Source organism: Acidobacteriota bacterium (genome assembly GCA_039030395.1).
Lineage (GTDB): Bacteria > Acidobacteriota > Thermoanaerobaculia > Multivoradales > JBCCEF01 > JBCCEF01.
On sequence record JBCCEF010000024.1, the window covers coordinates 13233 to 38276 of the forward strand.

General features: G+C 66.9%; 18 protein-coding genes. 6 read left to right on the forward strand and 12 right to left on the reverse strand.

Annotated features, from left to right (window positions below; genetic code table 11):
- Nucleotides 1-6 precede the first annotated feature (6 nt).
- From rodA to AAF481_17430, 6 genes are all read right to left on the reverse strand, one after another.
- Nucleotides 7-1152 (reverse strand): rod shape-determining protein RodA, encoded by a 1146-nt coding sequence (gene rodA, locus AAF481_17405; GenBank protein MEM7482955.1) that lies wholly within the window; start codon nucleotides 1150-1152, stop codon nucleotides 7-9.
- Complete coding sequence (gene mrdA / locus AAF481_17410; protein MEM7482956.1) at nucleotides 1106-2896, reverse strand: penicillin-binding protein 2; 1791 nt, start codon at nucleotides 2894-2896, stop codon at nucleotides 1106-1108. Before mrdA ends, rodA begins: the two co-directional genes overlap by 47 nt.
- A gap of 18 nt (nucleotides 2897-2914) precedes the next feature.
- The gene (mreD, locus tag AAF481_17415; protein MEM7482957.1) at nucleotides 2915-3430 is read right to left on the reverse strand and encodes a rod shape-determining protein MreD; all 516 of its coding nucleotides are present in this window, start codon (nucleotides 3428-3430) and stop codon (nucleotides 2915-2917) included.
- The gene (mreC, locus tag AAF481_17420) at nucleotides 3427-4293 is read right to left on the reverse strand and encodes a rod shape-determining protein MreC (GenBank protein MEM7482958.1); all 867 of its coding nucleotides are present in this window, start codon (nucleotides 4291-4293) and stop codon (nucleotides 3427-3429) included. The genes mreD and mreC overlap by 4 nt, the downstream gene beginning before the upstream one ends.
- Before the next feature lie 56 nt (nucleotides 4294-4349).
- Entirely contained in the window at nucleotides 4350-5375 is a 1026-nt protein-coding gene (locus tag AAF481_17425) for a rod shape-determining protein (protein ID MEM7482959.1), read from the reverse strand.
- A 73-nt stretch (nucleotides 5376-5448) separates the two neighbouring features.
- Entirely contained in the window at nucleotides 5449-6891 is a 1443-nt protein-coding gene (locus tag AAF481_17430; protein ID MEM7482960.1) for a FecR domain-containing protein, read from the reverse strand.
- A 163-nt stretch (nucleotides 6892-7054) separates the two neighbouring features.
- Here AAF481_17430 and AAF481_17435 point away from each other — a divergent pair, with 163 nt between their 5' ends.
- Both AAF481_17435 and ruvA read left to right on the forward strand, forming a co-directional pair.
- Nucleotides 7055-9016, forward strand: a complete 1962-nt coding sequence (locus tag AAF481_17435; GenBank protein MEM7482961.1) for a SurA N-terminal domain-containing protein — start codon at nucleotides 7055-7057, stop codon at nucleotides 9014-9016.
- A gap of 137 nt (nucleotides 9017-9153) precedes the next feature.
- Nucleotides 9154-9750, forward strand: a complete 597-nt coding sequence (ruvA, locus tag AAF481_17440; GenBank protein MEM7482962.1) for a Holliday junction branch migration protein RuvA — start codon at nucleotides 9154-9156, stop codon at nucleotides 9748-9750.
- Nucleotides 9751-9790: 40 nt separating this feature from the next.
- On the opposite strand, the gene AAF481_17445 is transcribed toward ruvA, so the two are convergent.
- The 6 genes from AAF481_17445 to AAF481_17470 all read right to left on the reverse strand — a co-directional run bounded on the left by AAF481_17445 (nucleotide 9791) and on the right by AAF481_17470 (nucleotide 17749).
- Nucleotides 9791-10924 carry a TPM domain-containing protein gene (locus tag AAF481_17445; GenBank protein MEM7482963.1) on the reverse strand — a complete coding sequence of 378 codons (1134 nt, stop codon included), beginning with the start codon at nucleotides 10922-10924 and terminating at the stop codon, nucleotides 9791-9793.
- Nucleotides 10925-11275: 351 nt separating this feature from the next.
- Entirely contained in the window at nucleotides 11276-11647 is a 372-nt protein-coding gene (locus AAF481_17450) for a hypothetical protein (GenBank protein MEM7482964.1), read from the reverse strand.
- Nucleotides 11648-11744: 97 nt separating this feature from the next.
- Nucleotides 11745-12362 carry a thioredoxin domain-containing protein gene (locus tag AAF481_17455; GenBank protein MEM7482965.1) on the reverse strand — a complete coding sequence of 206 codons (618 nt, stop codon included), beginning with the start codon at nucleotides 12360-12362 and terminating at the stop codon, nucleotides 11745-11747.
- A 56-nt stretch (nucleotides 12363-12418) separates the two neighbouring features.
- On the reverse strand, nucleotides 12419-13015 hold the full coding sequence (locus AAF481_17460) for a hypothetical protein (GenBank protein ID MEM7482966.1): 597 nt from the start codon (nucleotides 13013-13015) through the stop codon (nucleotides 12419-12421).
- A 634-nt stretch (nucleotides 13016-13649) separates the two neighbouring features.
- Nucleotides 13650-14543, reverse strand: a complete 894-nt coding sequence (locus AAF481_17465; protein ID MEM7482967.1) for a hypothetical protein — start codon at nucleotides 14541-14543, stop codon at nucleotides 13650-13652.
- Between the two features lie 110 nt (nucleotides 14544-14653).
- Nucleotides 14654-17749, reverse strand: a complete 3096-nt coding sequence (locus AAF481_17470) for a CHAT domain-containing protein (protein MEM7482968.1) — start codon at nucleotides 17747-17749, stop codon at nucleotides 14654-14656.
- A gap of 348 nt (nucleotides 17750-18097) precedes the next feature.
- On the opposite strand from AAF481_17470, the gene AAF481_17475 reads away from it, so the two are divergent.
- From AAF481_17475 to AAF481_17490, 4 genes are read left to right on the forward strand one after another with little or no spacing between them, the layout of a single operon-like run.
- Nucleotides 18098-20494, forward strand: a complete 2397-nt coding sequence (locus AAF481_17475) for an NAD(P)-binding domain-containing protein (protein MEM7482969.1) — start codon at nucleotides 18098-18100, stop codon at nucleotides 20492-20494.
- On the forward strand, nucleotides 20491-21321 hold the full coding sequence (locus AAF481_17480; GenBank protein ID MEM7482970.1) for a hypothetical protein: 831 nt from the start codon (nucleotides 20491-20493) through the stop codon (nucleotides 21319-21321). The genes AAF481_17475 and AAF481_17480 overlap by 4 nt, the downstream gene beginning before the upstream one ends.
- Before the next feature lies 1 nt (nucleotide 21322).
- Nucleotides 21323-23122 carry an FHA domain-containing protein gene (locus AAF481_17485; GenBank protein MEM7482971.1) on the forward strand — a complete coding sequence of 600 codons (1800 nt, stop codon included), beginning with the start codon at nucleotides 21323-21325 and terminating at the stop codon, nucleotides 23120-23122.
- 45 nt (nucleotides 23123-23167) lie between these two features.
- Nucleotides 23168-24928: a heme-binding protein gene (locus AAF481_17490; GenBank protein ID MEM7482972.1), complete on the forward strand. Its 1761-nt coding sequence runs from the start codon at nucleotides 23168-23170 to the stop codon at nucleotides 24926-24928.
- Nucleotides 24929-25044: the final 116 nt, after the last annotated feature.

Below are 25044 nucleotides of genomic sequence, written 5' to 3' on the forward strand. Positions count from 1 at the left end.
TGGTTCTCAGCGGTTCACATAGCGCCGCAAATCAATGCCCAGGATCAGGCCAGTGGCGATGAAGTTCACCAAGGTGAACGAGCCGCCATAAGAAAGGAAAGGCAGAGGAATGCCGGTGATCGGCAGTAGTCCCACCACCATGGCCGTGTTGTAAGCCACGTGGAAACCCGAAAGGGAGACCAACCCCACCACCAGCAAGATGCCCCCGCGGTCGCGCGCGCGAAGCGCCACCCGCAAGGCGCTGAGCAGATAGAGCAGATACAGCCCTAGAACGACCAGCACGCCGACGAAACCCCACTCCTCGGCCAGCACGGCGAAGACGAAATCCGTGTGGCGGGCGGGCAGAAAGCGGAGTTGGCTCTGGGTGCCCTGCATGTATCCCTTGCCGGTCAGCTCGCCGGAGCCGACGGCGATCTTCGACTGCTGCACCTGGTAGCCGGCGCCCAGCGGATCGCTCTGCGGCGCCAGGAAGGTGATCACCCGCTGGCGCTGGTAGTCCTGCATGCTGAAGTGCCAGGTGGCGGTGCCCAGAGCGAGAACGATCAGCCCGGCCACCACCAGGTAGCGCAGCCGGATGCCGGCGATCAGCAGCATGCCGGCGGCCAGCGGCACGAACATCGCCGCGCTCCCCAGATCCGGCTGCAGCGAGATCAACGCCATCGGCGCCCCGACGATCAATCCCGCCACGGCGATCTGTTTCAGGGTCAGGTGCTCCTCGTCGACGGAGGTCAAGAAACGCGCCAGGAAGAGCGCCGTGGTCAACTTGGCGAACTCCGCCGGCTGCCCCACCCGGAAGCCCCCCAAGGTGAGCCAACTGCGGGTGCCGCCGGGACCCTCGCCGAAGAACAGCACGATCACCAGCAGGGCCAGCCCGGCCAGGTAGAAGAACACCGACATGTCCACCAGGTCGTGGTAATCGAGGGCGAGGGTGACCGCCATCAACAACAGCCCCAGCCCCACCCACAGCGCCTGCCGGGGAAGGTAGTCGGTCGCCAGTTCGGCGCTGGCGCTGTGCACCGTCGCCAGGCCGATCACCGCCAGGGCGAGGGTCGCCACCAAGAGACCGGCGTCGAAACGCGACGGCCCGGCAAAGGAGCCACGGTCCTCAGATCGCGGGCGCTGGATCGGTTTCGCTCTGGAAGTACTCTTCATAGAGGGCTCGGGCGATGGGAGCGGCACCGCCGGAGCCGCTCTCGCCGTGCTCCGCGAACACCACCACCACCAACTGCGGGTCGTCCGCCGGTGCGAAAGAAGTAAACCAGCCGTGGTTGCGGAAGTTGCCGGTCAACTCCCCCTCGACCCGCGCCCGCGCCACCACCTGCACGGTACCGGTCTTGCCGGCGATCTCCAGGCCTTCGAGGTAGGCCACCCGGTGGGCGGTGCCGGTCACCTCATTGACCACCGCCGACAGGCCCTCGCGCACCGGCCGGAGCAGGTCGGGGGGCACCGGCAAACGCGGCGGCGGGGACTGTGCGGCCTGACCCTGGACCAGATGCGGCCGCACCAGGGTGCCGCCGTTCGCCACCGCGGCGGTCATACGGGCAACCTGGATCGGCGTGACCAGCAGTGGCCCCTGGCCGATGGCGACGGAGATCGTCTCACCGGCAAACCACGGCGTGTCCCGCACCCGCTCGCTCCAGGCCGCATCCGGCACCAGTCCGGAATTCTCGCCGGCCAGATCGACGCCGGTGGCTTTCCCCAAGCCGAAGGCCCGAGCGTAGCGGGCAATGGTCTCGATGCCCAAAGTTTGGCCGAGGTGGTAGAAGTACACGTTGCAGGACCGCTCCAGGGCCTGGCGCAAATTGATCCAGCCGTGGCCGCTCAGCTTGTCGCAGCGGAAGCGGTGGTTGTAGATGGTGGCCGATCCCCGGCAGTACACCCGCTCCTGCTCGTTGATCACCGCTTCGGCAAGGCCCGCCGCGGCCATTACGATCTTGAACACCGAACCGGGTGAGTGGGCGTTGCGGATCACCCGGTTTTGCAGCGGATCGTCCGGATGGTCGAGCAATTCCTGCCACTGTTCCGGCTCCAGGCCGCGGGCGAAGAGATTCGGATCGAAGGACGGCGACGACACCATTGCCAGAATCGCGCCGCTGCGCGGATCGAGGGCCACCACCGCGCCGGTGCGCTCTCGCATCAACTCCTCGGCCGCTTGCTGTAGACCGAGGTCCAAGGTGAGCTGAAGGTTGCTCCCGGGATCCGCCGGCACGCGGTTTTGCTCCTGGAGGGTCTTGCCGCGGCTGTCCACCACCACCACCTGCTCGCCGGCACCGCCGCGCAGTTGGCGGTCGTAGGTTTGCTCAATCCCCTCCTTGCCCTTGCGCTCGCCGGGGCGATAGCTCGGATCCACGGCCAGATCGCGCGGCGAGACCTGGCCGATGTAGCCCAGAGCGTGCGCCGTCTGTGGGCCGTGGCGGTAGAGCCGCAAGGGCTGCGCCCGGATTTCCAACTCCGGATGCTCGCGGCCGGTGACGCTGATCTGGGCGACCTGGGCAAGGGTGAGATTCTGGGCGATGGTCACCGGTACGAAATCCGGCCGGTCGCGACCCTTGGCGAGTTCCGCCTGCAGCCGCTCGAGGGGCCGGCCGAGGGTCGCTGCGGCATAGGCCAGGCTCGCCGCCGGATCGTCCGCGCGGCTGCGGTCGAGGAGCAGATCGTAGCTCGGCACGTTCTCCACCAGCACCCGGTCATTGCGGTCGAAGATCAGCCCGCGCGGTGCCCGCAGAGAGGTCTTGCGCAGGCGGTTGTTCTCCGCCAGATCGGCGTAGTGGCCGCCGCGGACGAGCTGGTGGTACCAGTAGCTGATGCCGATCAGCACCATCAGCGTCACCACCAGGGCGGTCAACAACCGCACCCGAGTGAGCAGAATGTCGCGATATTCGCGAACCGCTTTCATCGATCCTTCTCCATCGCCTTACCCCAGGTGAACTCGGTCCATACGGCTGCGCCGACGGCGCGCGGAACGGCCCCGCCACCAACCGCCAAGGGCGAAGAGCACGGAGCCCAAGACCCCGCAAGCGACGGCCCGCAGCACCAGGTGGATGGGGTTCGGCAAAGGCGGCGACGGCAGCAGGATCGAGGTCAGGGCGAGCACGATGAGCTGCTGCGCCAGCACCGCCCCGGCGACCATCGGGAACACCCCCATCGCCCGCTCGATGACGATGCGCTGCACGATCTTGGCGGTGACATAGCCGACGAGCGTGTTGGCGAACCCATAGAGGCCGAAGAGACCCACGGTCATCGAATCTTGTACGTTGCCGACCAGGAATCCGCCCAGCAGGCCTTGCAGGGGGTCACCGCTCAAGGCGGTGAGCACCGTCAGCACGACAAAAAAGTCCAGGTAGGAGATCAACCCCGGCGCCCAGCGGGCGGCCACCGCGTGGGCCAACACCGCCAGCGCCAGGCCGACGAAGTAGCGGCTGGCGGTCATGGCGCGGGCACCGCCAGAGCGTCCTGGGTTTCCGACCCGGAGTCGTCCATCAGGACTGTCGGCAGCCGTTTGGGCCCCAGCAGGTAGACGTGGTCCAAACGGTCCGTGTCCACCGCCCACTCCACGGCGATGCGGTAGAAGAGATCGTCTCCCTTCGCCACCTCGGAAACCACGCCGATGGGGATCCCCCGCGGATACACCCCGTCGAAGCCGGAGGTCAGCACCCGGTCGCCGGCCAACACGTCTGCCTGGAGGGGCACGAAATCGAGTTCCAGACTGTCGGCGCCGCTCCGCACCACGCCCTGGCGGCGGGTGCGTTCAACCACCGCGCCGACCGCCGCCGTCTGGTCGTCGATCATCTGGACTTTGGCGTAGGGGCCGGCCACCTGCACCACCCGGCCGAGCAGGCCGTCGCGGGTCAGCACCGGCTGATTGACCACCACCGACGCCTGGCCGATGTAGATGAGCAGGCTGTTGAGGCCGGAGAAGGTGTCCAGAAACACCACGTCCGCGGCGGACAGATCGAAGTCCGGCGGCGGCGTGTAGGTGCCCGCTTCCTCCAGCCGCTGGATACGCCGCTCGGCGGCACGCAGGGTCATGCGCTCGATCTCCAGTTCCTCGATGCGCCGGCGTAGCTCGCGATTGCGGGAGATGATCTCCGATTGGCGGCGCAGTGCTTCTATGAAGCGCGCTGCCCGGGCGCTCACCGCCGACACCGCCCGCGGCACCGGCGCGACGATCTGAAGCACCAGGCCTTCGAAGAAATTGTCGCCGCGGCCGGAGGTGGGCGCCTGGATCGCCATCATCAGGAGCTGCCCCCCCAGGATGAAGGCCAGCAGCCAGGCGGTGCGACGCTCGTCCACGGCGCGGGCTCAGGCCCTGTCGGAAGAACGGAGGAGCGTCCGAGGGACCGCGCGGGTCACCGAATCGAGACCTTGCGCAGGAGGTCGAAGTCCGACAGCAAGCGGCCGGTGCCGAGCACCACCGAAGCGAGAGGATCCTCCGCCAACACCACCGGCAGGCCGGTCTCCTCGCGCAGCCGCTGATCGAGATTGCGCAGCAGCGCACCGCCGCCGGACAGCACGATGCCCTTGTCCATGATGTCGGCGGAGAGTTCCGGCGGGGTGCGTTCGAGGGCCATGCGCACGGCGTCGACGATGGTGGCCACCGGCTCCGCCAAGGCTTCGCGGATCTCCTCGTCGCTGATCGACAAAGTCTTGGGCACCCCCTCCACTAGATCGCGGCCCTTGATATCCAGGCGGATCTCGTCTTTCAGAGGATAGGCGGAACCCAACTCCCACTTGATCTGCTCCGCCGTGCGTTCGCCGATCAGCAGGTTGTACTTGCGTTTGAGGTGCTGGATCACCGCCTCGTCCATCTCGTTGCCGGCGATGCGCACCGAGCGGCTGTAGACGGTGCCGGCCAGCGAGATCACCGCCACGTCGGTGGTGCCGCCACCGATGTCGACGATCATGTTGCCGGAGGGCTCGGTGATCGGCAGGCCGGCGCCGATCGCCGCCATCATCGCCTGCTCCACCAGGAACACCTCCGAAGCGCCGGCGCGCATCGCCGAGTCCTTGACCGCCCGCTTCTCCACCTGGGTGATCTCCGACGGCACACCGATGACGATCCGCGGATGGACGTACATCTTGCGGCCGTGGGCCTTCTTGATGAAGTACTCGAGCATTCGCTCGGTGACCTCGAAATCGGCGATCACGCCGTCCTTCATCGGGCGAATGGACTCGATATTACCGGGCGTGCGGCCCAGCATCTGCTTCGCCTCGGCGCCTACCGCCTCGATGCGGTTGGTGAGCTTGTTGATCACGACCACCGAAGGCTCGCGCACGACGATGCCCTGATTGCGGGCGAACACCAGGGTGTTGGCGGTGCCCAGATCGATGGCGAGATCCTTCGAGAAGTAGCGCAGAAAAGAGGCGAGCGACATGAGATGTTTCCCTTATGACCGTCCGGCGCGAGCGGAGCGAAACGGCCGCGATGGACGGCCGGTGCGGAACCCTTCAGACAGGGTCGATGAAGACCTGTTTGCGTTTGGCGGTTTCGTTGCCCCAGGCGTCGCGCGCCCGGACCTGAATAAAGCTCCAACCTTCATTGGCGAGTTGAATGGTCTTGGTGAAGGAGCCGTCGGCGGCGACCAGGATCGGTTCTCCATCGACCTCGACCAGCGCTCCGGGCTCGGTGCGTCCCGTCACCAGCACAATACTACCGTAGGCGCTGGCCTCTTCCAGCTCCAAAGGTGGAGGAATTTCGTCGTCTTCCTCCTCGTCGAGGGCCAACGAGGCGATCTGAAATCGCCGCGGCTCACTCCAGGGCCCCAAACCTTCCTCCGCCGACACCGCCGCCACCCGCCACAAAAAACTTCCTGGCCCGCGAATCCCGATCCGGGCGCCGGAACGCCGCCGGTCCTCGACGTCGATCACGTTATCGACGAACAGCGGATTGCGCGACACCTGCAGGGCGTAGCGGCTGGCCCCGGCCACCGGCCGCCAGGCGAGGGACATCTCGCGGGCGCGGTCCGCATCGAGTTGCAGATCGTGCGCCGGTTCGAGGATCTCCACCCGCGCCGGTAGCGACCTCACCCGACCGAGGTTCTGATCCACCTGCTGCACCCGCTGCAACTCGCCGAGCTGGCGGGTTTCGCCATCCTCGGAGGCTACCTCCACCGAACCCTCGAAGGCGCTGAAACTCGCCCGGCGCAGATCCGCCTCGTAGCCCACATAGGCCTCCGAGGCCTGGCGTACCCGCGCCGACGCGGAGGGCATTTCCACCACCGCCGGAAGCTCCGCCGTGTCCAGGTTGACCCAACCGTACTGCATGGTCAGGGTGCGCTCGCCGCCACCCGAGCGGGAAGTGTCCGAGACGATGAACGAGGTGTTCTTGCGCACCGTGTAGAGCGTGCCGTCGTTGAACAGGATCTGGGCCGAGCCGGTATCCGAGGTGCGCACGAAGTCGCCCGGGCGTAGCTGGGTGCGCGAGCGCGCCCCCTGCCAGCCGCCGGTCTCTCCGCGGCGAAATTCGACATTGCCCTGCACCGCGATGAAGCTCGCCTCCCCTTTGCGCCCGGCCCGGTCGAGGGTGTCGAGAATCGCCAGCAGCACATTGCGGCTCAAGGTGCCCTGGGTGACGGCGCGCCGGAAGTCCTCACGCTCCTCCGCCTGTCGCGCCTCGGAGAGGTATTGCAGTCCCGTTTCGTACTCGCTGCGATAGCGCAGCGTGGAGTCGTCCCGCCGCACCCGCTCGGCCAGTTCCCGCGCCTGGGAGATCAGATCCCGCGCCTCCCAGCGCAGCGCATAGCGCTCCCAAGCGCGGTAGCCGAGGAGGGCGCCGGCCACCAGCGCGATCAGCAGGAAGAACATCGCCCAGCCGCGCAGCGTGTCCACCGACAGGGTGTACCATTTGCGCTGCATCTGCAGCGAGGGGTGGGTTTTGCGGTTCTCGTTCATCGGTGCCCGTTGTCGGTCCGTCGCGCCCCGATCACTTTTTTTCCCAGTCGTCGCGCGCGCCGGATCGGCAATTCGTCACTATATATCGATGATTCGCTTTGGTTCGCTTGCCGCCTAGCGAGGCCGCTGGTAGAGTCTTCGCCCCCGTGAAAGGAGTTCTCCAATGCTCAAGGTCTTCCGCGACAACCTCAAATATCTAAGCTGGGTACTGTGGATTGTCGTCGCAGTCTTCATCCTCTTCGTCTTCGTAGACTACGGATCCGCCGGACGCGCCATTGGCGGCAACGCCAATTGGGCCGCCCGGGTCGGCAACGAGGAAGTCAGTTTCGACGAGTTCCGCTACGCCCACCGCAGCCTGGAGCAGCGCTTCCGCCAGGCCTACGGCGAGCAGTTCACCGCCGAGCTGGCGACCCAGTTGCAGCTTCCCCAGCAGGCCCTCCAGCAGGTGGTGGATCGCAAGATCATGCTGCTCGAAGCCGAAGCGCTGGGCATCCACGTGAGCGACGAAGAAGTGCGCGACGCCATCTACGAGATGCCCTGGCTGCAAGACGATCAGGGCAACTTCGTCGGCAAGGAGGAGTACCGGAAATTCCTCGAACGGCGGCGACAGCCGGCCGATGCCTTCGAGAAGGACATCCGCGAGGGCTTGAAGCTCGACCGCCTCACCGACGTGCTGACGGCCAGCCTCTACATCCCCGACGAGCAGGTCGAGCGGTCCTATCGCGAGCAGATCGAGCGCGCCGCCATCCGCTTCGTTCAGCTTCCGGCCGCCTCACTGCAGGACGAGGCCAAGGCGACGCGCGAAGAACTTAAGGTGTACCTCGAAGAAAACCCCGAGGACTTCCACCTGCCGGAGCGTCGCAAGATCGCCTTCCTGCTGGTCGACAACGGCCGCGTGCGCAACGAAGTCGTGGTGGACGACGCGGAGGTGCGCGAGTACTACGACGCCAACCCGGACGAGTTCACTCAGGAAGAGCAGGTGCAGGCGCGCCACATCCTGGTGCGCACCACCGACGAGCTGGACCTCGAAGGCGCCAAGGCCAAGCTGGCCGAGGCCCGCGCCCGCATCGAAGCTGGCGAGGGCTTCGCGCAGGTGGCCGGCGACGTCAGCGACGACCCAGGCAGCGCCGGGCGCGGCGGCCACCTCGGCTTCTTCGGCCGCGGCCGGATGACCCCGGAGTTCGAGAAGGCGGCGTTCGAAGCGCCGGTGGGCGAGCTGATCGGCCCGATCGAAACCCCCTTCGGTGTCCACCTGCTTGAGGTCACCGGCAAACTTCCGGACGGACTGCAGGAATTCGAACGGGTCGAGGCACGCATTCGCAGCCGGCTGCTCTCCGAGCGGGTTGTCTCAGCCACCGAAGAAAAGGCCAACGCAGTCGCCGAACAGCTCCAGGTGGGCTCGACAGTGACCGTCGAACAACTCCAGGAACTGACCGAAACGGAAGACGCCATCTCCCTCAACCAGCCGGACCCCTTCGGCCAGGAGGACCTCATCCCCGGCCTGGGCCGCGCACCGGAATTCTCGAACGAGGTGTTCTCGATCGAAGCCGGCACCCTCGGCCAACCGATCAAGGTGCCCCGTGGCTACGCGCTGCCCCTGGTGCTCGAGGTGATGGAGCCCCGCGCGCCGCAGCTTTCCGAAGTGGAGGCCAAGGTGCGGCAGGCGGCCGAACGGGCCAACCGGCAACAGCTCGCCATGGACCGCATCGCCGCCGCTAAGGCGGACATCGACGCCGGCACCAAGACCTTCGACCAGGTCGCCGAGGAGCTGGAACTGACCATCGAAGAGAGCGGTGAGTTCGGCGGCGGTGGAGCCATCCAGGGGCTAGGCTTCAGCCCGCGCATCTCCGAGGCCGCCATGTCCCTCGACCAGGGCGCCATCGCTGGACCCTACGGCACCACCCAGGGCGCGGTGCTGTTCGAGGTCACCGAGCGCACCCAGTACGATCCGACGGCCTTCGCCGAAGCGAAGGAACAGACCCGCCGCAGCGTCGAGGGCCAGGAACTCCAGCGCTTGCTGGTGTCCCTCCTCCAGCAGCGGCGCCTGGAGCTGGACGTGTCCTACTCCCGCCGGGTGCAGGACATGATCACCCAGAGCAACGAAGGCACCCCGGCCGCCGGTTAGAACAGAGTGACTGGTCGGCAGGACGGCATCAGCCCTGGCGCAGGATTCTTCGTCGCTGGTAAGGCGGGCCGGTGCAGGCGTAGTGGTGCCTACGTCGAGCCGGCGCAACGCAGCCAGCGGCGAAGAAGACCAGCCAGGTGATCGGCTACCTGAGAGGAAAACTCCTCTCCAAGACGCCCGAAACGGCGATCCTCGATGTCGGGGGTGTGGGCTACCAGGTCCACATCCCCGTTTCCACCTACTACGAGCTGGAGCGCCTGCCGGACGGTGCCGAAGTCCGCCTGCACATCCACACCCATGTGCGGGAAGACGACCTCTCCCTCTTCGGCTTCTGGACCGAAACCGAACGCGGTCTCTTCCAGCGTTTGATCGGGGTCAGCGGCATCGGTCCGCGGCTCGCCCGGGTGGCCCTCTCGGGGATGGCGCCGGGAGACCTCGTCGCCGCCCTCGCCGCCGGCGACATCGTCCGCCTCTCGAGCATCCCCGGCGTCGGCAAGAAAACCGCCGAGCGCATGACCCTCGAACTGCGCGACAAGGTGCGCGACCTGGGGATCGAAGAAACCCCCAGCACCCCCACCGGCCCGGCCAGTGACGACCTGGTCTCCGCCCTGGTCAACCTCGGCTACAAGCAAACCCACGCCGAAAAAGCCGTTGTCCAAGCGAGGCAAGAGAACCCGGGCGGCGACTTTTCGGATTGGCTGAGGGCGAGTTTGCGGCGGTTGTCGCGGGCGTAGCGGGGCGGTTCGAGGCTCTCGGGCCGGGGGACGGTGACGGCTACCACCTGCCGCTCGCGCCACCGCCGGAGGAACTGCCGCCGCCGAAGCCCGAACCGCCGAACGAACTCGAGCCGCCGAACGAACTCGAAGAACGATCGTCCGAGAGTCGAGGGGTCCGATACTCGCGGCTCTCGGAGTGTCGGCAGTGAGCGCAAACCTTTTCCACCCGTACTAGGCCCCCGGTGGAATAGGTTGCGGACTCCAGCGTCTTCTTGCGGCTCCGCAAAGTGCGGGCGGCGCAGGACGGGCATCGGCGGTATCCGCTGAACCACCTGGAGCGCCGTCGGATTTCGACCTCCCGGCAGGCGGGACACCACCTGACCCGATAGTCGACACTGCGCACCGATTCCTCGGCCTGCTGCGCCTCCGTGAGATGCTCGTCGTCTCGGACTTCGTCCAACAGCATCCACTCGGCGCCGCAGCTTCGGCAGCGCTTCGAGCGACCGAAATACCACATCGCCGAGGCGATAAGCGCACCGGCACCGGCGACCACCCCTCCCACGAGCGCTCTGAATCCGAACCGCCCGCTGGGTACCGAAGATCCGCCGTCCACTGCGCTGAACAACTCAGCAGGAGCCTCGGCAGAGGTGCCGCCGCCGAGCGGCGCCGCTTCGACACCCGGCAGTTCGAGGATTCGCTCCGCACACGCGCGCGCGCCGTCAACGATCGCCCGCGCCGGCTCGCCGCGGCGAAAGCGGGGAAGCATGATCCGGTTCATCACCTCTTGGCTGGCGCGCTGTTGCTCGACCGAGTCGATCCCATCGCCGAGAACGATCTCGGCGGCACGGTCATCGAGCGCCGCGAAAACCAGGAGCCCGTTATCCGCACGGGCGTCGCCAACCTCCCAGGCGTTGAAGAGTTCCACCGCGAAAGCACGGGCGGGGACTCCCGAAGTATCCGGCACCACCACCACTGCCAGCTCGGCTCCGAGCGCGCCCGCCAAGCGATCGCCGATCCGGTTGAGCTCATCCACCTGTTCCGGCGAAAGAGTAGACGTAAGGTCGACAACCCAACCCTCGGGACGCGGCGTCGGAATCTCCTCGACGGTTGCCGCCCAGGCTGACGCCGTCAGCGCGAGCAAGGCGCCGAACGCGAGAAGGCGAAGCGAATGACTGAAGGTTCGTGGCGTCATCGTCTCTCAGAGCAGTTCAATCAGCTCTACGAAACGTCCGACGCTTTATTCCGGCTCCCTATTCCGGCTCGATCTAGACGACGCGCAAACGACGGCCCGCTGAAAGCTCGAAACCCTCTCCTCCACCTCACCCGACCCGGTTTCGGCTGAGGACTCTTCCACCGAAACAACCCACGAGGCTCGCGAGCAAAAGAAAGCGATCCACCAGATCGCGATCCACCGGGCCGAAGCCCAAGAGATCACGACCCGCCGGATCGCGCGGTTTCCTCGACGGTACCGCTGGGGACAACGAGCGGGTGCCCCGCCTCCACCAAAAGACCGGCCGGCGGGGCTGAAAGGAAGATCTTCGAGTCAGGTCAGCGGCTGGACTTTGACCTCGTGTTCACCGTGGGCGTCCTCGATGATGACCGTGTCGCCCAAATCAACGAGGCCGACCTGCGACGAGTAGCTCGCCGTGTAGTACGAAACGATGAAGTAGACGATGCCCGGCACCACCTCCATCAGGCGATAGCGGTTGGGCTGCCCGTAGACCGGGACGAAGAACATCTTCCACGGCGCGTCACCGTAGTAGCCGCTGGCGAAGAGATTGAGCACGTTGGACGGACCGGAGCCGTAGGGCCGCTTGTAGGCCCGGTATTCGAGCCCCTGGGCGGTACACAGGCGGGTCTGCTCCGCCTGATCCGGCCGCGCCGTCTGGATGTTGTCGTGATCGGTGTGATTCATACTCCCTCCCATGAAAGTCGAGGATCATTCCTCGCGCTCCAGGGAGAAATGTCGAAAGCCAGGAAAAACGTTTCTTCGCAGGTTCCCCCGGCTCCTGCTAACCCTTCTTGAGTTGAGCCTCGATCTTCTTGCCGAGATCCTCCACCGAAGGGCACCCGCCGAAGGTCTTCAACACCTTCAGCCCACCGCTACCGGCCTTGGGGCGGGCCAGCACGAAGCTCGGCGTGCCGTGGAGCTTGAGCCGCTCGGCCAGGCGGATGTCCTCCCGCACCCCCTCCATGATCTCCTCGTTCTCCAGGCACGCGGAAAAAGCCTCCATGTCGAGAGCCAGCTTGCCGGCGTACTCCTCGAAGTCCTCAGGCCGGTAGCGCAGATAGGTGAAGATCCGGTCGTGGTACTGCCAGAATTTGCCCTGCTTTCCGGCACACTGGGCCGCAACCGCCGCATCGAAAGCGCGCGGGTGCATCTCCAAAGGGTGGTCCAGGTACACCAACCGCACCTTGCCCGTCTCGACAAAGGCGGCTTCCAGTTCCGGTAGCACCTCTTTCGAGCACCGGAGGCACGCCGGGCACTGGAGATCTCCGAACTCCACCAACACCAGCGGTGCATCGTCCGATCCCTTGACGGGATCGTCGCTCACCTCGATCGACTTCGCCTGACCCGCCAGCGGGACCAGGAGGAGCACTGCCAAAGTCACTGCCGATTTCCAGAACATCTTGACCCCTCTCGCTCAGTTAACGAGCGAGAATATACAGCAAGAATGCAGACAGCCTAGGCTGGCTCCAATGGAAGCAAGGAACGACTTCGCTCCCAGGCGACTCGCAGTTGGCTCAAGAACTCTTCCTTCGGCAACGGGGGCCCGTCAGCGGACAAGAAACCGAAGGTCGGCGCCAAGGGCAGCACATGCACCTGAACGCCGTCTGTGACCGGATAGAGCACGAGCACTTGAAGAATCAGATCCTGAATCACCAGCAATCGGGCTTCGAAGGTGACCCCGTTGTGGTCGGCGAACCTTTCGGCGATTCGCAGAGCTTCTATCAGGTCATCGCCTCCGCGCTCAGCCAGGTATTTGAATTGATCTTTCCCCTCATCCGATGACAAGCCGACGGCGCCCAGTTCCTTCCCACGATCATTCAACAGTATGACCCTCGTGCGGGAAAAGAGAGCGGACTCTGTGGAGTCCAAGAAGCGTTCCACGTCTGAGTAGGTGACAACTGCTTCAGACAGCGCACCGCGAGCCTGGATTTCATCGAAAGGAACCTGATTAAGATAGCGCGGAGACTCGTCTTCGAGCAGAGCGAGAAGGTCAAGAATCTCGTACATCGCCTCAACTTGCCCTTCTCTGAGTGAAGCCAACTGGATCGGCATGTCCGAAATCCCCCTACGTCAAAAAGTGAAGATAGTCGAGATCGAGCTCTAGCTCCGGATGAGAATGACAGACCTCAAGATCCTTCAGGGGATACTCGTCCTCGGCCCCACGCCAAGGGTCGAGAATCCTAATAAAGACGTTTTGGGTCGGCGGAACGAATCTCAAACCAACGATGAGGCAGAAGTGAACGGTTGAGCCAAGCTTGAAACTGCAGGGGATCGCATGACGGGCCAGGCTCCGTTCCAAGTCGTCCAAGCTGACCTGAGAGCACGGTAGACCTCCAGGGTGTCTCGTCCTCGTTCCGATGGTGGTCAGGACAGGTCCGAGATCGGCAGGCTGGTTACACAGGTCAGGCGCGGGCGGAGGTGGAGCCGGACAATGGTTCGGCCTCACCCCCACTGCAATCTCTTCTTGTGTCATCGGATCGCCCTGCGTTGGATCCCAGTGAGCCGCGAAAACGGCCTGAGCGACGGCAGCCCAACACCACCAACGTTTCTTCTGGACTTCCATGGTAATGGCGCCATGATGGGGTTGAATCAGGCGATCCGGAACATTCGACTGAGTGACCCGAAACCCAGCGAGATAGTCGGGCGCATCTGCAACGCATTTGGGCAGCATTGTCTTTGCAGTTCCCTAGAAGTCCTGCGCCTGATCCAAAAGTCCTTCGCACTCACAGCCCACCGTGCCTCCGCCCTTCCAAACACTCACGAAGGCATGTTCCACCGGAGTCGTTTTGAAAATCGAACTGCCGTCGACTTCGGGGGTCGGGAGCTCATGATAGGTACCGAGATGTTTTGCGATTGGCTTGTTCTGTGAGAGATCGATCATCTTGTAGATCCAACGAAAATCATGATCCATCGCTCGCCCGGCATTCGAACTATGCTCCCAGCGCAGAATATCCTCGGCACAGAAGTTACCGACGTAGAAGATCGCATCTTCAGAGATCTTGCGAGAGAAGACCTGCTTCGTTCCCATCGAGCCTCCAGTGTCAGGATCCTCCATCCATCGATCGGCCGTTGCTACGAATTCCGCTTCGTCCTCCACTCTCACTTTCAGCGTCAAGCCTCGAATGACCGGTTCGAGGCTTTGTTCGAACGCGGATGAGGACCAAGCAACGCTGCAGGGGCCGGCGAGTCGATACGGAGAGACTGTGCCCGTCTCGACCAGCACCTGTGCCGCGACGAAATCGCCCGGGGTCGCACTCAACACAGAGGGATCAGCATGGAGCCAACCTTTCTTGCTCTTCGTTTCGATGGCCGTCAGGTCGGGTTCCGCCGGGCTCGTTCCGAAATCGAAGGTGAGGCGCGAACCGAGAAAGTGGTTCGGAAAAGAGATATGAGTTTTTCCATCGACGCTTCGCTGCTCGAAGAGCACCGGCCAGTGGGTAGACGGCCGGCTGCCGTCGGCGACTTGGTCCGGGGACTGTCCGAGTCGGGTGGCGTTTGGGAGTACCACCATCAGCTTCTTGGAATCGGTGTGCGGTACATACAGGTTCGCTCCCACAAAATGGACTTTCACAGTGTGCATCTCACCCCTCCTCGCCCCGCGGTCCACAAACCGGCTTCGGTGCCGGCTGCGTTGCGGCGGCAACAAATCGAAAGACGGACAGAGTTTCTGAGGTTTGCAGTTCGGGCACTCTATTGGGTTCTCGAGGCGGACTCGGATCGGCCCGTGACTTCAAAACTCGCCCACACGCTGACCGGCACATCCGCTCGGAGCATCTTTCGCCGAGCCGATTCGAGCGCTTCGGCCGCTCCCTGGCCGCCGGCGAGGCCGCGGTGGATCTCGACGGCGAAGGGGCGGATGCGCTGATCGTCCACCGGCCAGCGGCTGGCGATCACCGCCTCGGCACCGGCGGCCAGAAAGGCGTTGACCATCGCCTGGAATCCCGCCGTGCGGAGGCGGCCCGCCGAGGCGGTGCTGCCGCAGGCGGAAAGCACCACCACCTTCCACGGTCCGGACGACAGACCGTGAACGTCGCTCGCCAGCAGCAAGCCACTCGCTTCCGCCGATGGACGGGCGAGGGGAAAGAAGGTGTTCCAGGGATTGCGCGCGGTGGCAACGCCGTGGCCGGCGTAGTGCACGATGTCGGCGTCGCCCAGAGCGGCCACCACCGCCGAACGAGTGGCGTCCGCACCGGTGAGCCGGCGGGAGGCTGGGTAGATCCGAGCAATGTCGGCGACCTCATCAGCCGCTCCGTGAAGGGATTCGAGGGATCCCGTCTCGGCGGGATCGAAGGCGGGGTCACCGACCAGCAGGACGCCCCGCCGTTCGTGCGACAGGCCGCGAGGCGGCCTGAAGCCGGAGAAGAAGAGCAGTCCCGGCGTCGAAGCGATCCCCCGGTCCTCGGCGAGCCAGCGGCCGGTTGCCGGGTTGCGCAGGGCGGCGAAGGGCACGCGATGGAGGATGCGGTCGGGTGCAAAGACCAGGCGAGTCTCCTTCGGCAAGGACTCGATCCACGGAGCCACCAGGTCCCGATACAGGCTGCCTGCCAGAACCTCGAACCCCTCTCCGCCGGCCCCCGCATACGAGATTTCGAGGGCGAACCGTTCGATCCGCCGCGGCAGATCCCCCAGCGACCGCATCTCGCCGCGGACTACGCCCTGGTGAATCACCCAGGTCAACAAGGAGTCGCCGGTGACGGCGTACTCGATCAAGGCGGTGCCTTCGGGCAGCGAGGCGATGGCGCGATCGAGCGCCCCCGGTGATCCCTCCGGCGGGGCCGCCATGGAACTACGGTTGCCGGTGAACAGCTGTACGCGACGGGCCCGTTCGGTGACCGCGAGGGCCGCCTCCATCCGGCCGCCTTCGGCTTCGAGGCGGATCCACTCATCGAATCCGGCCTGCGCCCGCTCGAAGTGGCTGAAGCGGAACACGGCGGGGGGCAGCTCGACATCGCGGCGCTCAAACTCCGCCGCGACGGCCGCGAGGTCGGCGCGAGCCCTGCCGTCCTCACCCAGGCGGCGCCAGGCGAGAACGCGAGAGAAAAGGGTTGTCGGCACTTTCCATCGGTAGTCGCTCGCTTGGTAGTAGGACAGCGCCTCGCCCAGCGCAGCGACCGCGGCGGCGGGTTCAGAGTGCACCTTCAGAGCGCCTCGCGCCTCCTGCGCATCGGCGACCAAGCGGGCGCGGAGCCCCGGGTCGGCCAGCCGGCGCGCTTCGCCCAACCCGGTTTCCAACTCGTCCGCCGCCTGCTGGGTCCGGCCGAGGTCGCCGAGCATGCGCCCAAACCAGATTCTCGACTCGACGGAGGTGGTGGGGCGCTGGAGACTCTCCGCAACCCGCAGGTCAACCTCGCGCAGCGTCAGTCCCGCGAGAGCGAAGCCCTCTTCGCTGGCTGCCAGGGATGCATCGAGTAGCAGGTTGTGGAGCGATAGGGAGGCGCCGGTTCCCAGCACGAACAGGGCCTCGCGCCGACTTCGCCATGCCTCGTCGGAGAGCCCCAGAGCGAACAGACTCTCGGCCGCGAGCGCGCGAGCACCGGCGGAACGATCGAGATCGCCCAGTCGCGCGTAGATCTCCGCCGCCGTGGCAAAGGAGGCTCGAGCATCGGCAAAGGCTCCGCCGCGAGCCTCGATCAAACCTTGCGTCCATCGGCGGGACGCGGTGAGCGCCGGATAGTCGTGGGCCGTAGCCTCTTCGCTCAGGCGCTCGAGCAGGACCCGAGCGCCGGCCGGATCGCCGGCGGTGTTCCGCACCGCGGCGACGGCATGCCGCGACCAGTGCCTCAACGGCTCGGCGAAGTTCCCGGCGGCCTCGGCGGCCCGCAAGAAGCTCGACTCGGCGCGGCGCGGCTCCCCCCGCCGGCGGTACCCGTCCCCTTCGCCAAAGGCCTGGTACGCCCGAGCGAGGATCTGCCGGCGGTCGGCCGGGGCCTCCCGCAGCCGGCGAACGGACTCGGCAACGGTCGGCTCGCCGGCCAGCAGGAGGCATGCACCCAGGTGCCCCAGGCGGTCGAGGCGACGCTCGGCAGCTTCGCGGTCGCCGGCCATCGACGCATCGGCCCATGCCGGGAACAGTTGGGATAGAGCGTTTCGGGTCACCCGGACCGGCGACCGAGCGCAGAAATCCAAGACTTCGGCCGGCGGCTGATCCTGCCCGTCCCCGCCCGCCCACTCGGCCAGGGGGGTCCCGTCGGAGGGGGTGGTTGTCCGGTCGATCGAGCGAAGCCGCGCCTCCTCCTGCCAGGGCGAATCCGGCTGGGCGTCCGCCGCGGCTCGCCAGAGATCGCCAGCGACCAGGGTCAAGCCGAGGCGCTCGACGGCGAGAGCCCGGTTGAACCGCGCGGCGGGATCGTCCGGGGCTTCGGCCAACGCTCGCTCGATCAGATCGAGAGCGGCCACGAGATCCGCCGGCCGATCGTCGCGATGGGCTCGCGCGAGAAGAACGACGGCCAGATCGTTGAGCCCCGCCGGGTTTCTCGGATGAGCTTCGGCCATCCGTTCAAGATGCTGGACCGCCCGATCGAGTCCGCTTTGCTGCAGGGCGAGATAACTCCGACCCATGGCGAAGTCGTACTGCGGTTCCCCGTGGGCCCCCCGCAGCCGGAGATGCCGGAGCCCTTCGGCGAGGGTCCTTCCGGCGGCCGAATCCGGGTCGAGCGGCGGAGAACAGGAAACCTTCGGCAGCACCCTGCCGTCGCTCTTCGTCTCGCTGCACGGGAAATGCTCCACGGAGCCCGAGAGGCGTCCTTCCACCGTCCGGGGAGCCTCGCGCCGCGCGATGGCGAGCAAGGTGGCCGGATCGCGAGGAGATTCGCCGCAGCCAGCGAGTATCGATACAAGACCTGCCAGAACCACGGCACGACTCCAAACCGACAGCCTTCGCCTCAAATCTTCCCGAAGCTGCAGTGGAATCACTTCGGGAGTGTACCGAAGAGTCTCCTCGGTGTCGGGCACAACGGGAGTGCCCCGATTATGATATTTTTATAATATAAAATTAAATCTAGTTATCTGAAATTAATAATGACTTGTCCATCCCCGGCTCATCGGTCACAATCGAGAAGTTTCTTTTCCTAAGGATCTAGGCACCGGCGGGCCGGGCCTTTCCGTCTGCCACCGTTCGGTGCGGGAGGGGGTTCTTTGGCCGGTGGCCCACTCGACCTGCTGATCGTGGGGTCGGGCCCTGCGGGGCTCGCAGCGGCGAAGCGTGCGCAACACCACGGGATGACCTACCGGGTCCTCGAAGGATCGGACCACCTCGCCGACACCATTCACCGCTACCAGAAAGGCAAGCACGTGATGGCCGAGCCCGGCCTGATCCCGCTGCATGAGGGCGTGCCCTTCGCGGCCGGCTCGCGGGAGGAGGTGTTGGCCGCCTTGGACGAGTGCGCCGCCGCCAACGGCCTGGCGGTGCACTTCGGCGAACGGGTGACGGCGATCGAACGGGCGCAGGATGCGGCCGGATTCCGGGTGACGGCGACCTCCGGCACTCACTCGTCCAAGGCGGTGGTGCTCGCCATCGGCACCCGGGGCAATCCGCGGCGCCTCGGCGTGCCGGGGGACGATCTGCCGCAGGTTTCTCACCGCCTGGTCGACCCCGACGAAGTGGTGGACGAGGATGTGGTGGTGGTCGGCGCCGGCGATTCGGCCCTGGAGGTCGCCCTGGCCCTGGCCGATCGCAACCGGGTGTCGGTGATCGTGCGCAGGGCGGAGATCGTGCGGGCGGAGGAGAGCCTGGAGCGAGAGGTCCTGTCGCGCAACCAAGCGGGAGGTCTCACCGTCCATTTCTCGACCACCGTGCGCCGCATCGCGCCGGGCGAAGTCGAACTCGCCGGCCCTGAGATGGATTCGACGGTGGCGGCCGACCGGGTCTTTTTGATGCTCGGCGCCGAGCCGCCGCGGCGCTGGCTAGAGTCCATCGGGGTAGCGTTCTCGGGTAGCGGCCGCGAGGCCCGGCCGGTCCTCGACGCTTCTTACCAGTCCGCCGTGCCGGGTCTGTACCTGATCGGCGCGGTGACCGGGCGGGACCTGATCAAGCTCGCCATCAACCAGGGTCACGAGGTGGTGGAACACATCCTCGGCCATCCGGTCGAAGCGGCGGACGAACCGGTGCTGCGCGAGCGGCTGCCGTTCTGGGACGGCACCGCAGACCAGCGCATCGCGGCCCTACGCCGGGAGGTTCCGCTCCTCGCCGCCGCCGGGGAGGCCGATCTCCGCGAGCTGTTCCTGGCGGTGACCGCCCGCGAAGCGCCCGACGGCGAGGTGGTGGTGCGCCAAAACGATTACACGGACAGTTTCCAGGTGATCGCCGCCGGCACCGTCGAGGTGTGGGTGCGAACCGAGGGCGCCGCGGAAGACCGCCTCGTCGCCACTCTGGGCGCCGGCAACTTCTTCGGCGAAATGAGCCTAATCTCAAACCGCCGCCGCAACGCGACGGTGATCTCCCGCGGCGCGCGGCTGATCGAGATTCCGCGCAAGGCGATGCTCAAGCTGCTGGCCCTGTCGCCGGAGGTCAAGGCGATGGTGGACCGCGCGTTCCTGGTGCGCGCCTTTCAGGGTTACCTCTTCCCCGGGGTCGACGACGACACCATCTGGCCGCTGGCCTCACGGGCCGAAGTGTCGACGGTGGACAAAGGAAAGACGCTGTTTGAAGAGGGCGATCCGGCAGACTCCCTCTACCTGATCCGCAGCGGCATGGTGAAGGTTTCGAAGCGCTCCGGCGACCGCGAGATCGTGCTGTCCTACCTGGTGGCGGGAAACTTCTTCGGCGAGGTGTCGCTGCTGCCCGACGCGCTGCGAACGGCCGCCGTGTCCACCATCTTTCCGTGCGAGCTGATCCGCCTGGGCCATGCCGAGATCGCCTCCTTCTTGGCGGTCCATCCGGAACTCGCCGGCGAGTTGACCGGCAAGCTCGAAGAGCGCCAGCTCGCCACCCTCCGGACCGAGGCCACCCCCGGTGCCGGCCAGGTGCTCACCGACCTGATCCGCGAGGAGGTGGTGATCGGCACCGACGCGCTGATCATCGACCACCACCTGTGCGTGCGCTGCGACCAGTGCATCCGCGCCTGCGAGGGGGTGCACGACGACGGCCAAGCGCGGCTCTCGCTCACCGGCATTCAGCTCTACAACTTGCTGGCGCCCAATTCCTGCTGGCAGTGCGAGAACCCCCTGTGCATGCTCGACTGCCCGCCGGACGCCATCGTCCGCAACGCCCGCGGCGAGGTACAGATCAAGAGCAACTGCATCGGCTGCGGCAACTGCGAGGCGAACTGCCCCTACGGCAACATCTTCATGGTCCACACCCGGCCAGAGCCGTCCTTCGGCGGCTGGCTGCGCAAGATCTTCGCTCTAGATCCGGCTCCCGCCGAGAGCGACGACGCGGGCCGCGAGGTGGCGGTCAAGTGCGATCTGTGTGCCGATCTCCCCGGTGGCCCGGCGTGCGTGCGGAGCTGCCCCACCGGCGCCGCCATCCGGCTGACGCCGGATGAGTACCAGCAGACCCTGGAAGAGCTGATCGTGCGGCAGGGAGAACCGTGAGGAGTGCCGGACGGCTGTGGCGCCGCATCAGCCTGGCAGCGCTGGTGGTGCTGGTGGCGCTCTATGTCTGGCAGGCCCAGGAAGCCTACGCCCACGGCGGCTCGGCCCTGGGACTCATCCTCGGCTTCCTCGCCCTGGCGCTGATCCTCTTGCTGCTCTTCTACGGCGTGCGCAAGCGGCGGTATCGCAACACCGCCGGGCGCATGGAGACGTGGCTTCAATCGCACATCTACCTGGGTGCGTTGTGCTTGGTGGTGGCCCTCCTCCACACCGGTTTCCGCTTCCAGGACCGCCTGGCCCTGGCGGCCTTCGCGGTGCTCGCCGCGGTGGTGCTGAGCGGCCTGCTGGGAGCGATCCTCTATGCCTCCGTACCGCGTCTCCTGACGGAGGTGGAGAGCGACCTGTCGGTGGCTGAGATGGACGACCGCCTGCACCAGCTCGCCGGGTCGATGGCCCGCCTGGCGGCCGGCAAGTCGGCCCTTTTCGGCCGCATCCAGCGCTCGGTCCTTGCCGAGTCGAGGCCGGGACGCTTCGCCGGGTGGCGGTTGGCCCTGGGGCCGAGCAGGGCGCCGGCCGCCTCCAAGGGCGGCGATCCGCCGGCCTGGGAGGCACTCCTCGACCGGGTAGACCCCGCCGAGCGCGAGGACCTCCGCCGGCTACTGGTGCTCTCCCGCCAGCACAAGGAGCTGCACCAGAAACTGCGCTACCAGCAGCGCTACCGCAACCTGCTCGAAGCCTGGCTGTGGCTCCACCTTCCGCTGTCGCTGGTTTTGCTGGTGCTGGTCCTGGCGCACTCGGTGACGGCTCTCTACTACCGAGGCGTCTGAGATGCCTTTCCTCCTCCACCGCACCGCCGCGGGCCAAACGCGGCAGAAAGAGATCGACGGCGAGGTTCTCTCCATCGGCCGCGGCGCCCAAGCTGACCTCCGCCTGGACGATCCGGCGGTGGCCTTCGATCACGCCTGGATCGAGACGGAGCGTTCCGCCGGCGGCGTGACGGGCTGGGTGTTGATCGACCGGCGGAGCGTCACCGGCACCTATCACAACGGCCAGCCGGTCACCCGAACGCCTCTCGCAGCGGGCGACCGCATCGAGATCGGTGGTTTCCGGATCACCGTGCGGCGAACCGATCCCGGAGAGCCTCTCGTCGTCCACCTGGAACGGCCCGCGGACGGCCAGGGCGCTGAAGACACGGGCTCCTCGCCGCCACCCTCGGCGAGACCGACGGCCGCGGCGACGGAGTCCGCACCGCCGGTCGCCCGCATCGACTACGTCCGCGCCTACGCCCTGGCGCGGCCCGGGCTGACCAAGGCGAGCCTCACCCTCGGCCTCACCGCCCTCACGGTTCTGCTGCTGGCCGGCGCCCTCCTCGCCGGCCACCGGGGATGGTTCATGCCCGGCATCTCGTCGGCCCACGGGCGCATCGTCGCGCCGGGGCCACTACTCGGTGGCGAAACGGCGGATCCGGCCTCCGTACCCCTCTCGCCTCGGGTCGCAGCGGCGGCGGAGCTGGGCTGCCTGGCCTGCCACCAGCCCTGGCAGGGGGCGGTGGACACCGGCTGTGCCGAATGCCACTCCTCTGAGGCACTGCCGCACGCCGCCGGCGTGGTGGCGACGCCCTCCTGCGCCACCTGCCATCCGGAGCACCGACCCGGCCAGCCGCTGATCGAGCAGAGCGAAGAGACCGGATGTGTGAACTGCCATGGGAACCTGACAGTGGCCGAAGGCGAACCGCGCATCGCTTCGCGAATCACCTCCTTCGCCGCGGATCATCCGGAGCTGACCGTCACACCGCTGGCCGCCGGAACCCGCGGGGCGAGCGTTTCCCTCGATGCTCCGGGCGCCCGCGGAACGGATCCGGGCCGCCTCGCCTTCAACCACCGAATCCACCTCGCCGCCAGCCTGACCAACCCTCAGGGGAGCGTTCAGCTCGCCTGCGCCGACTGCCACACGGTGGCCGCCAGCGGAGGCACCGAGGGCAGCGGCCGCATGGCCCCCATCGCCTTCACGGATCACTGCCAGAGCTGCCACCTTCTCACCTTCGACGCCGACCTGCCGGATCGCCAGGCGCCGCACGGCACGCCCCAGGAGGTCGAGGACTTCCTCGTCGGCCTCTACAGCCGGGCGGATTCGGTCGGTGCGGATCGATCACTGCGTGCCCGACGCTTGGGGTTCATCGCCCGCGGTGGCCGGCAGCGCTTGTCGCCGGGGATCGACCGCCAGGTGGCCGACGCCGCACGCACCCTCTTCCGGTCGCAATGCGCCGTGTGCCACCGGATGGACCTCGACGCCGTTCCGCTGCCGACGGTCGAGCCGCCGGGCCTGCCGCAGCGGTGGTTCGCTCGGGCAGGCTTCTCGCACCTCGACCACGGCGAGGTGGGATGTAACGAATGTCACCGCGGCGTCGCCCAAAGCCAGAAGACCTCCGATGTCCTGCTGCCCGGCATCGCCGAGTGCCGGAGTTGCCACGGCGCCGGGCCGACGACGGCGGACAGCGCGACACCGGAGGCGGCCCGGTGGGGCGGCCTCCTGGGATGTGCGCAGTGTCACGGCTATCACGCCGGCCACCCACCGACGATCGCTTCCGGTGGTTTGGCGGGTGTTGACACTGGCGCGGTCGGAGGTTAGCGTTTTTGAAACGACTTTGATGACACAGCCAGAGGATGGCTTGAGGTGATCCGGCGCGGCCGTTGCCGTGCCCTGCTGGTCTCCGGTGGGAGCGTGATGTTGCTGTTGGCTCTCGGTGCCGGTGGCGCGGATCCGAAGGAGGGCCTCGGCTCCCCGGCTCACGGCGCCGGGGAAGTCTTGCCTCGCGGACCCACCCACGGTGAAACTCCGGCCGGCGTTGGGCCGCTTCTCCCCCGTCCCATTCTTCCCGGCCCGCTCGACCCGGGCGGCACCGAGCCGGACCCTCTCGACCCCCAGGACCGCCGTTTCCGTCCGCGCGGCCCGCGCAGCGCCGGCGGCCCGCAGGTGTGTGCCGGCGGCGCCCGGGCGCTGGCCGGAAGCGAAGCCGAAGCGCTGGTCCGCGCGGCGGCCGAAGCCCTGAGCGAAAACCGGCTGAGCGCTGCGGTGGTCGACCGCCAGGGGCGCCCGCTGGCGATCTACCAGAAACCGCGGGGCACTCCCCTCGCCGACGCCGACCTCGCCGTCGGCCTGGCGCGCACCGGCGCCTTCTTCTCGAACGATCAAGCGCCCCTCTCCTCGCGCACCGTGCGCTTCGTCAGCGGGGTGCACTTTCCGCCGGGCATCCAGCGCACCCCCAACGCCGCCCTCTACGGCATCGAGAACACCAATCGCGGTTGCGACCTGAATGTCAGCTACCTCGGAGGCCAGGCGCTGCCGCCGGCCCGCTCGGTGGTCAACCCCGGACGGTGCGACGTCGACTTCGACACCGGCTGCGGCACCGGGCCGGTGACCGGCAAGAACCAGCCCTTCGACGATCATCCGCCCGGCGCCCCCGGCCTTCACGCACCGGCCGCCGTGCCGGTCAATCCGGGGGGTCTGCCCATCTATCGCGGCTCGTCGCTGGTCGGCGGTATCGGAGTGTTTGCCCCCGACGCACCCTCGGACCACGCCGAATTCGCCGCCCTCACCGCCTTCGGTCCGCCGGGGCTGTCGCCGCTACCGCAGCCCTTGCCGGCCCCGGGAGTGGTGTTCATCGACGGCATCCGGCTGCCCTTCGTCCGGCAGGTCGACCGGCCCGCCGGCAGCTCTCCGGGCAGTCCACAGGGCGGTCCGCTGCTGATCGGTCCGCTCAGCGGCCGCTGCGCGCCCGGCGGCTGGCTGGCCGGCCCGGCGGCGGGCAACGATCTGGCCGCCGGCGAGGTGGACCAGATCATCACCCAATCGGTGGCGGCGGCCGAGCGCACCCGCGCCGTGATCCGTCTGCCCCTCGGCTCGCGGGCCCGCATGGTGTTCGCCGTGTCCGACCTCGACGGCGAGATCCTCGGCCTCTTCCGCATGGCGGACGCGACGGTCTTCTCCGTCGACGTAGCGGTCGCCAAGGCGCGCAACGTGGTGTGGTTCAGCCAGGGCAACCTGCCCGGCGTGCCGCCCGGCACGGCGGTGACCAACCGCACGATCGGCTTCGGCGCGCAGCCGATGTTCCCGGTGGGGATCGACGGCACGGCGCCGGGGCCGTTCTTCGGTCTCTTCCGGGACGACTATGACCACCCCTGCAGAGAGGGCTTCGATCCGGCGAGCCGCAACCGCAACGGAGTGGTGTTTTTCGCCGGTTCGATTCCGCTGTACGTCAACGGGCGGCTGGTCGGCGGCCTGGGGGTGAGCGGCGATGGGGTGGAGCAGGACGATTACGTGGCCTTCCTTGGCGCCGCGGGGTTCCGGCCGCCGGAAGCCTCCTGGGCAGATCGCGTGGTGCTGCGCGGGGTTCGGTTGCCGTTCTTGAAGTTCCCGCGGAATCCGGAGGGATAGGTGCGGACTGGGGCTCACCGTGAAGCGCCTTTGAGCCGGGGCGAGAACCCCCTCGCCGCCCGCGCGCTTCGCCCGTGCTCAAGTCGCTCCATCGGGGAGCCTCTTCCCTCTTCGAC

What these genes read in the sequence shown, in the direction of transcription:
- AAF481_17485 (MEM7482971.1), top strand. Translation starts at nt 21,323, where the DNA reads ATGCCTTTCCTCCTCCACCGCACCGCCGCGGGCCAAACGCGGCAGAAA.
- AAF481_17435 (MEM7482961.1), top strand. Translation starts at nt 7,055, where the DNA reads ATGCTCAAGGTCTTCCGCGACAACCTCAAATATCTAAGCTGGGTACTG.
- AAF481_17450 (MEM7482964.1), bottom strand. Translation starts at nt 11,647, where the DNA reads ATGAATCACACCGATCACGACAACATCCAGACGGCGCGGCCGGATCAG.
- AAF481_17425 (MEM7482959.1), bottom strand. Translation starts at nt 5,375, where the DNA reads ATGTCGCTCGCCTCTTTTCTGCGCTACTTCTCGAAGGATCTCGCCATC.
- AAF481_17430 (MEM7482960.1), bottom strand. Translation starts at nt 6,891, where the DNA reads ATGAACGAGAACCGCAAAACCCACCCCTCGCTGCAGATGCAGCGCAAA.
- AAF481_17465 (MEM7482967.1), bottom strand. Translation starts at nt 14,543, where the DNA reads ATGCACACTGTGAAAGTCCATTTTGTGGGAGCGAACCTGTATGTACCG.
- mrdA (MEM7482956.1), bottom strand. Translation starts at nt 2,896, where the DNA reads ATGAAAGCGGTTCGCGAATATCGCGACATTCTGCTCACTCGGGTGCGG.
- rodA (MEM7482955.1), bottom strand. Translation starts at nt 1,152, where the DNA reads ATGAAGAGTACTTCCAGAGCGAAACCGATCCAGCGCCCGCGATCTGAG.
- AAF481_17455 (MEM7482965.1), bottom strand. Translation starts at nt 12,362, where the DNA reads ATGTTCTGGAAATCGGCAGTGACTTTGGCAGTGCTCCTCCTGGTCCCG.
- AAF481_17460 (MEM7482966.1), bottom strand. Translation starts at nt 13,015, where the DNA reads ATGCCGATCCAGTTGGCTTCACTCAGAGAAGGGCAAGTTGAGGCGATG.
- AAF481_17445 (MEM7482963.1), bottom strand. Translation starts at nt 10,924, where the DNA reads ATGACGCCACGAACCTTCAGTCATTCGCTTCGCCTTCTCGCGTTCGGC.
- mreD (MEM7482957.1), bottom strand. Translation starts at nt 3,430, where the DNA reads ATGACCGCCAGCCGCTACTTCGTCGGCCTGGCGCTGGCGGTGTTGGCC.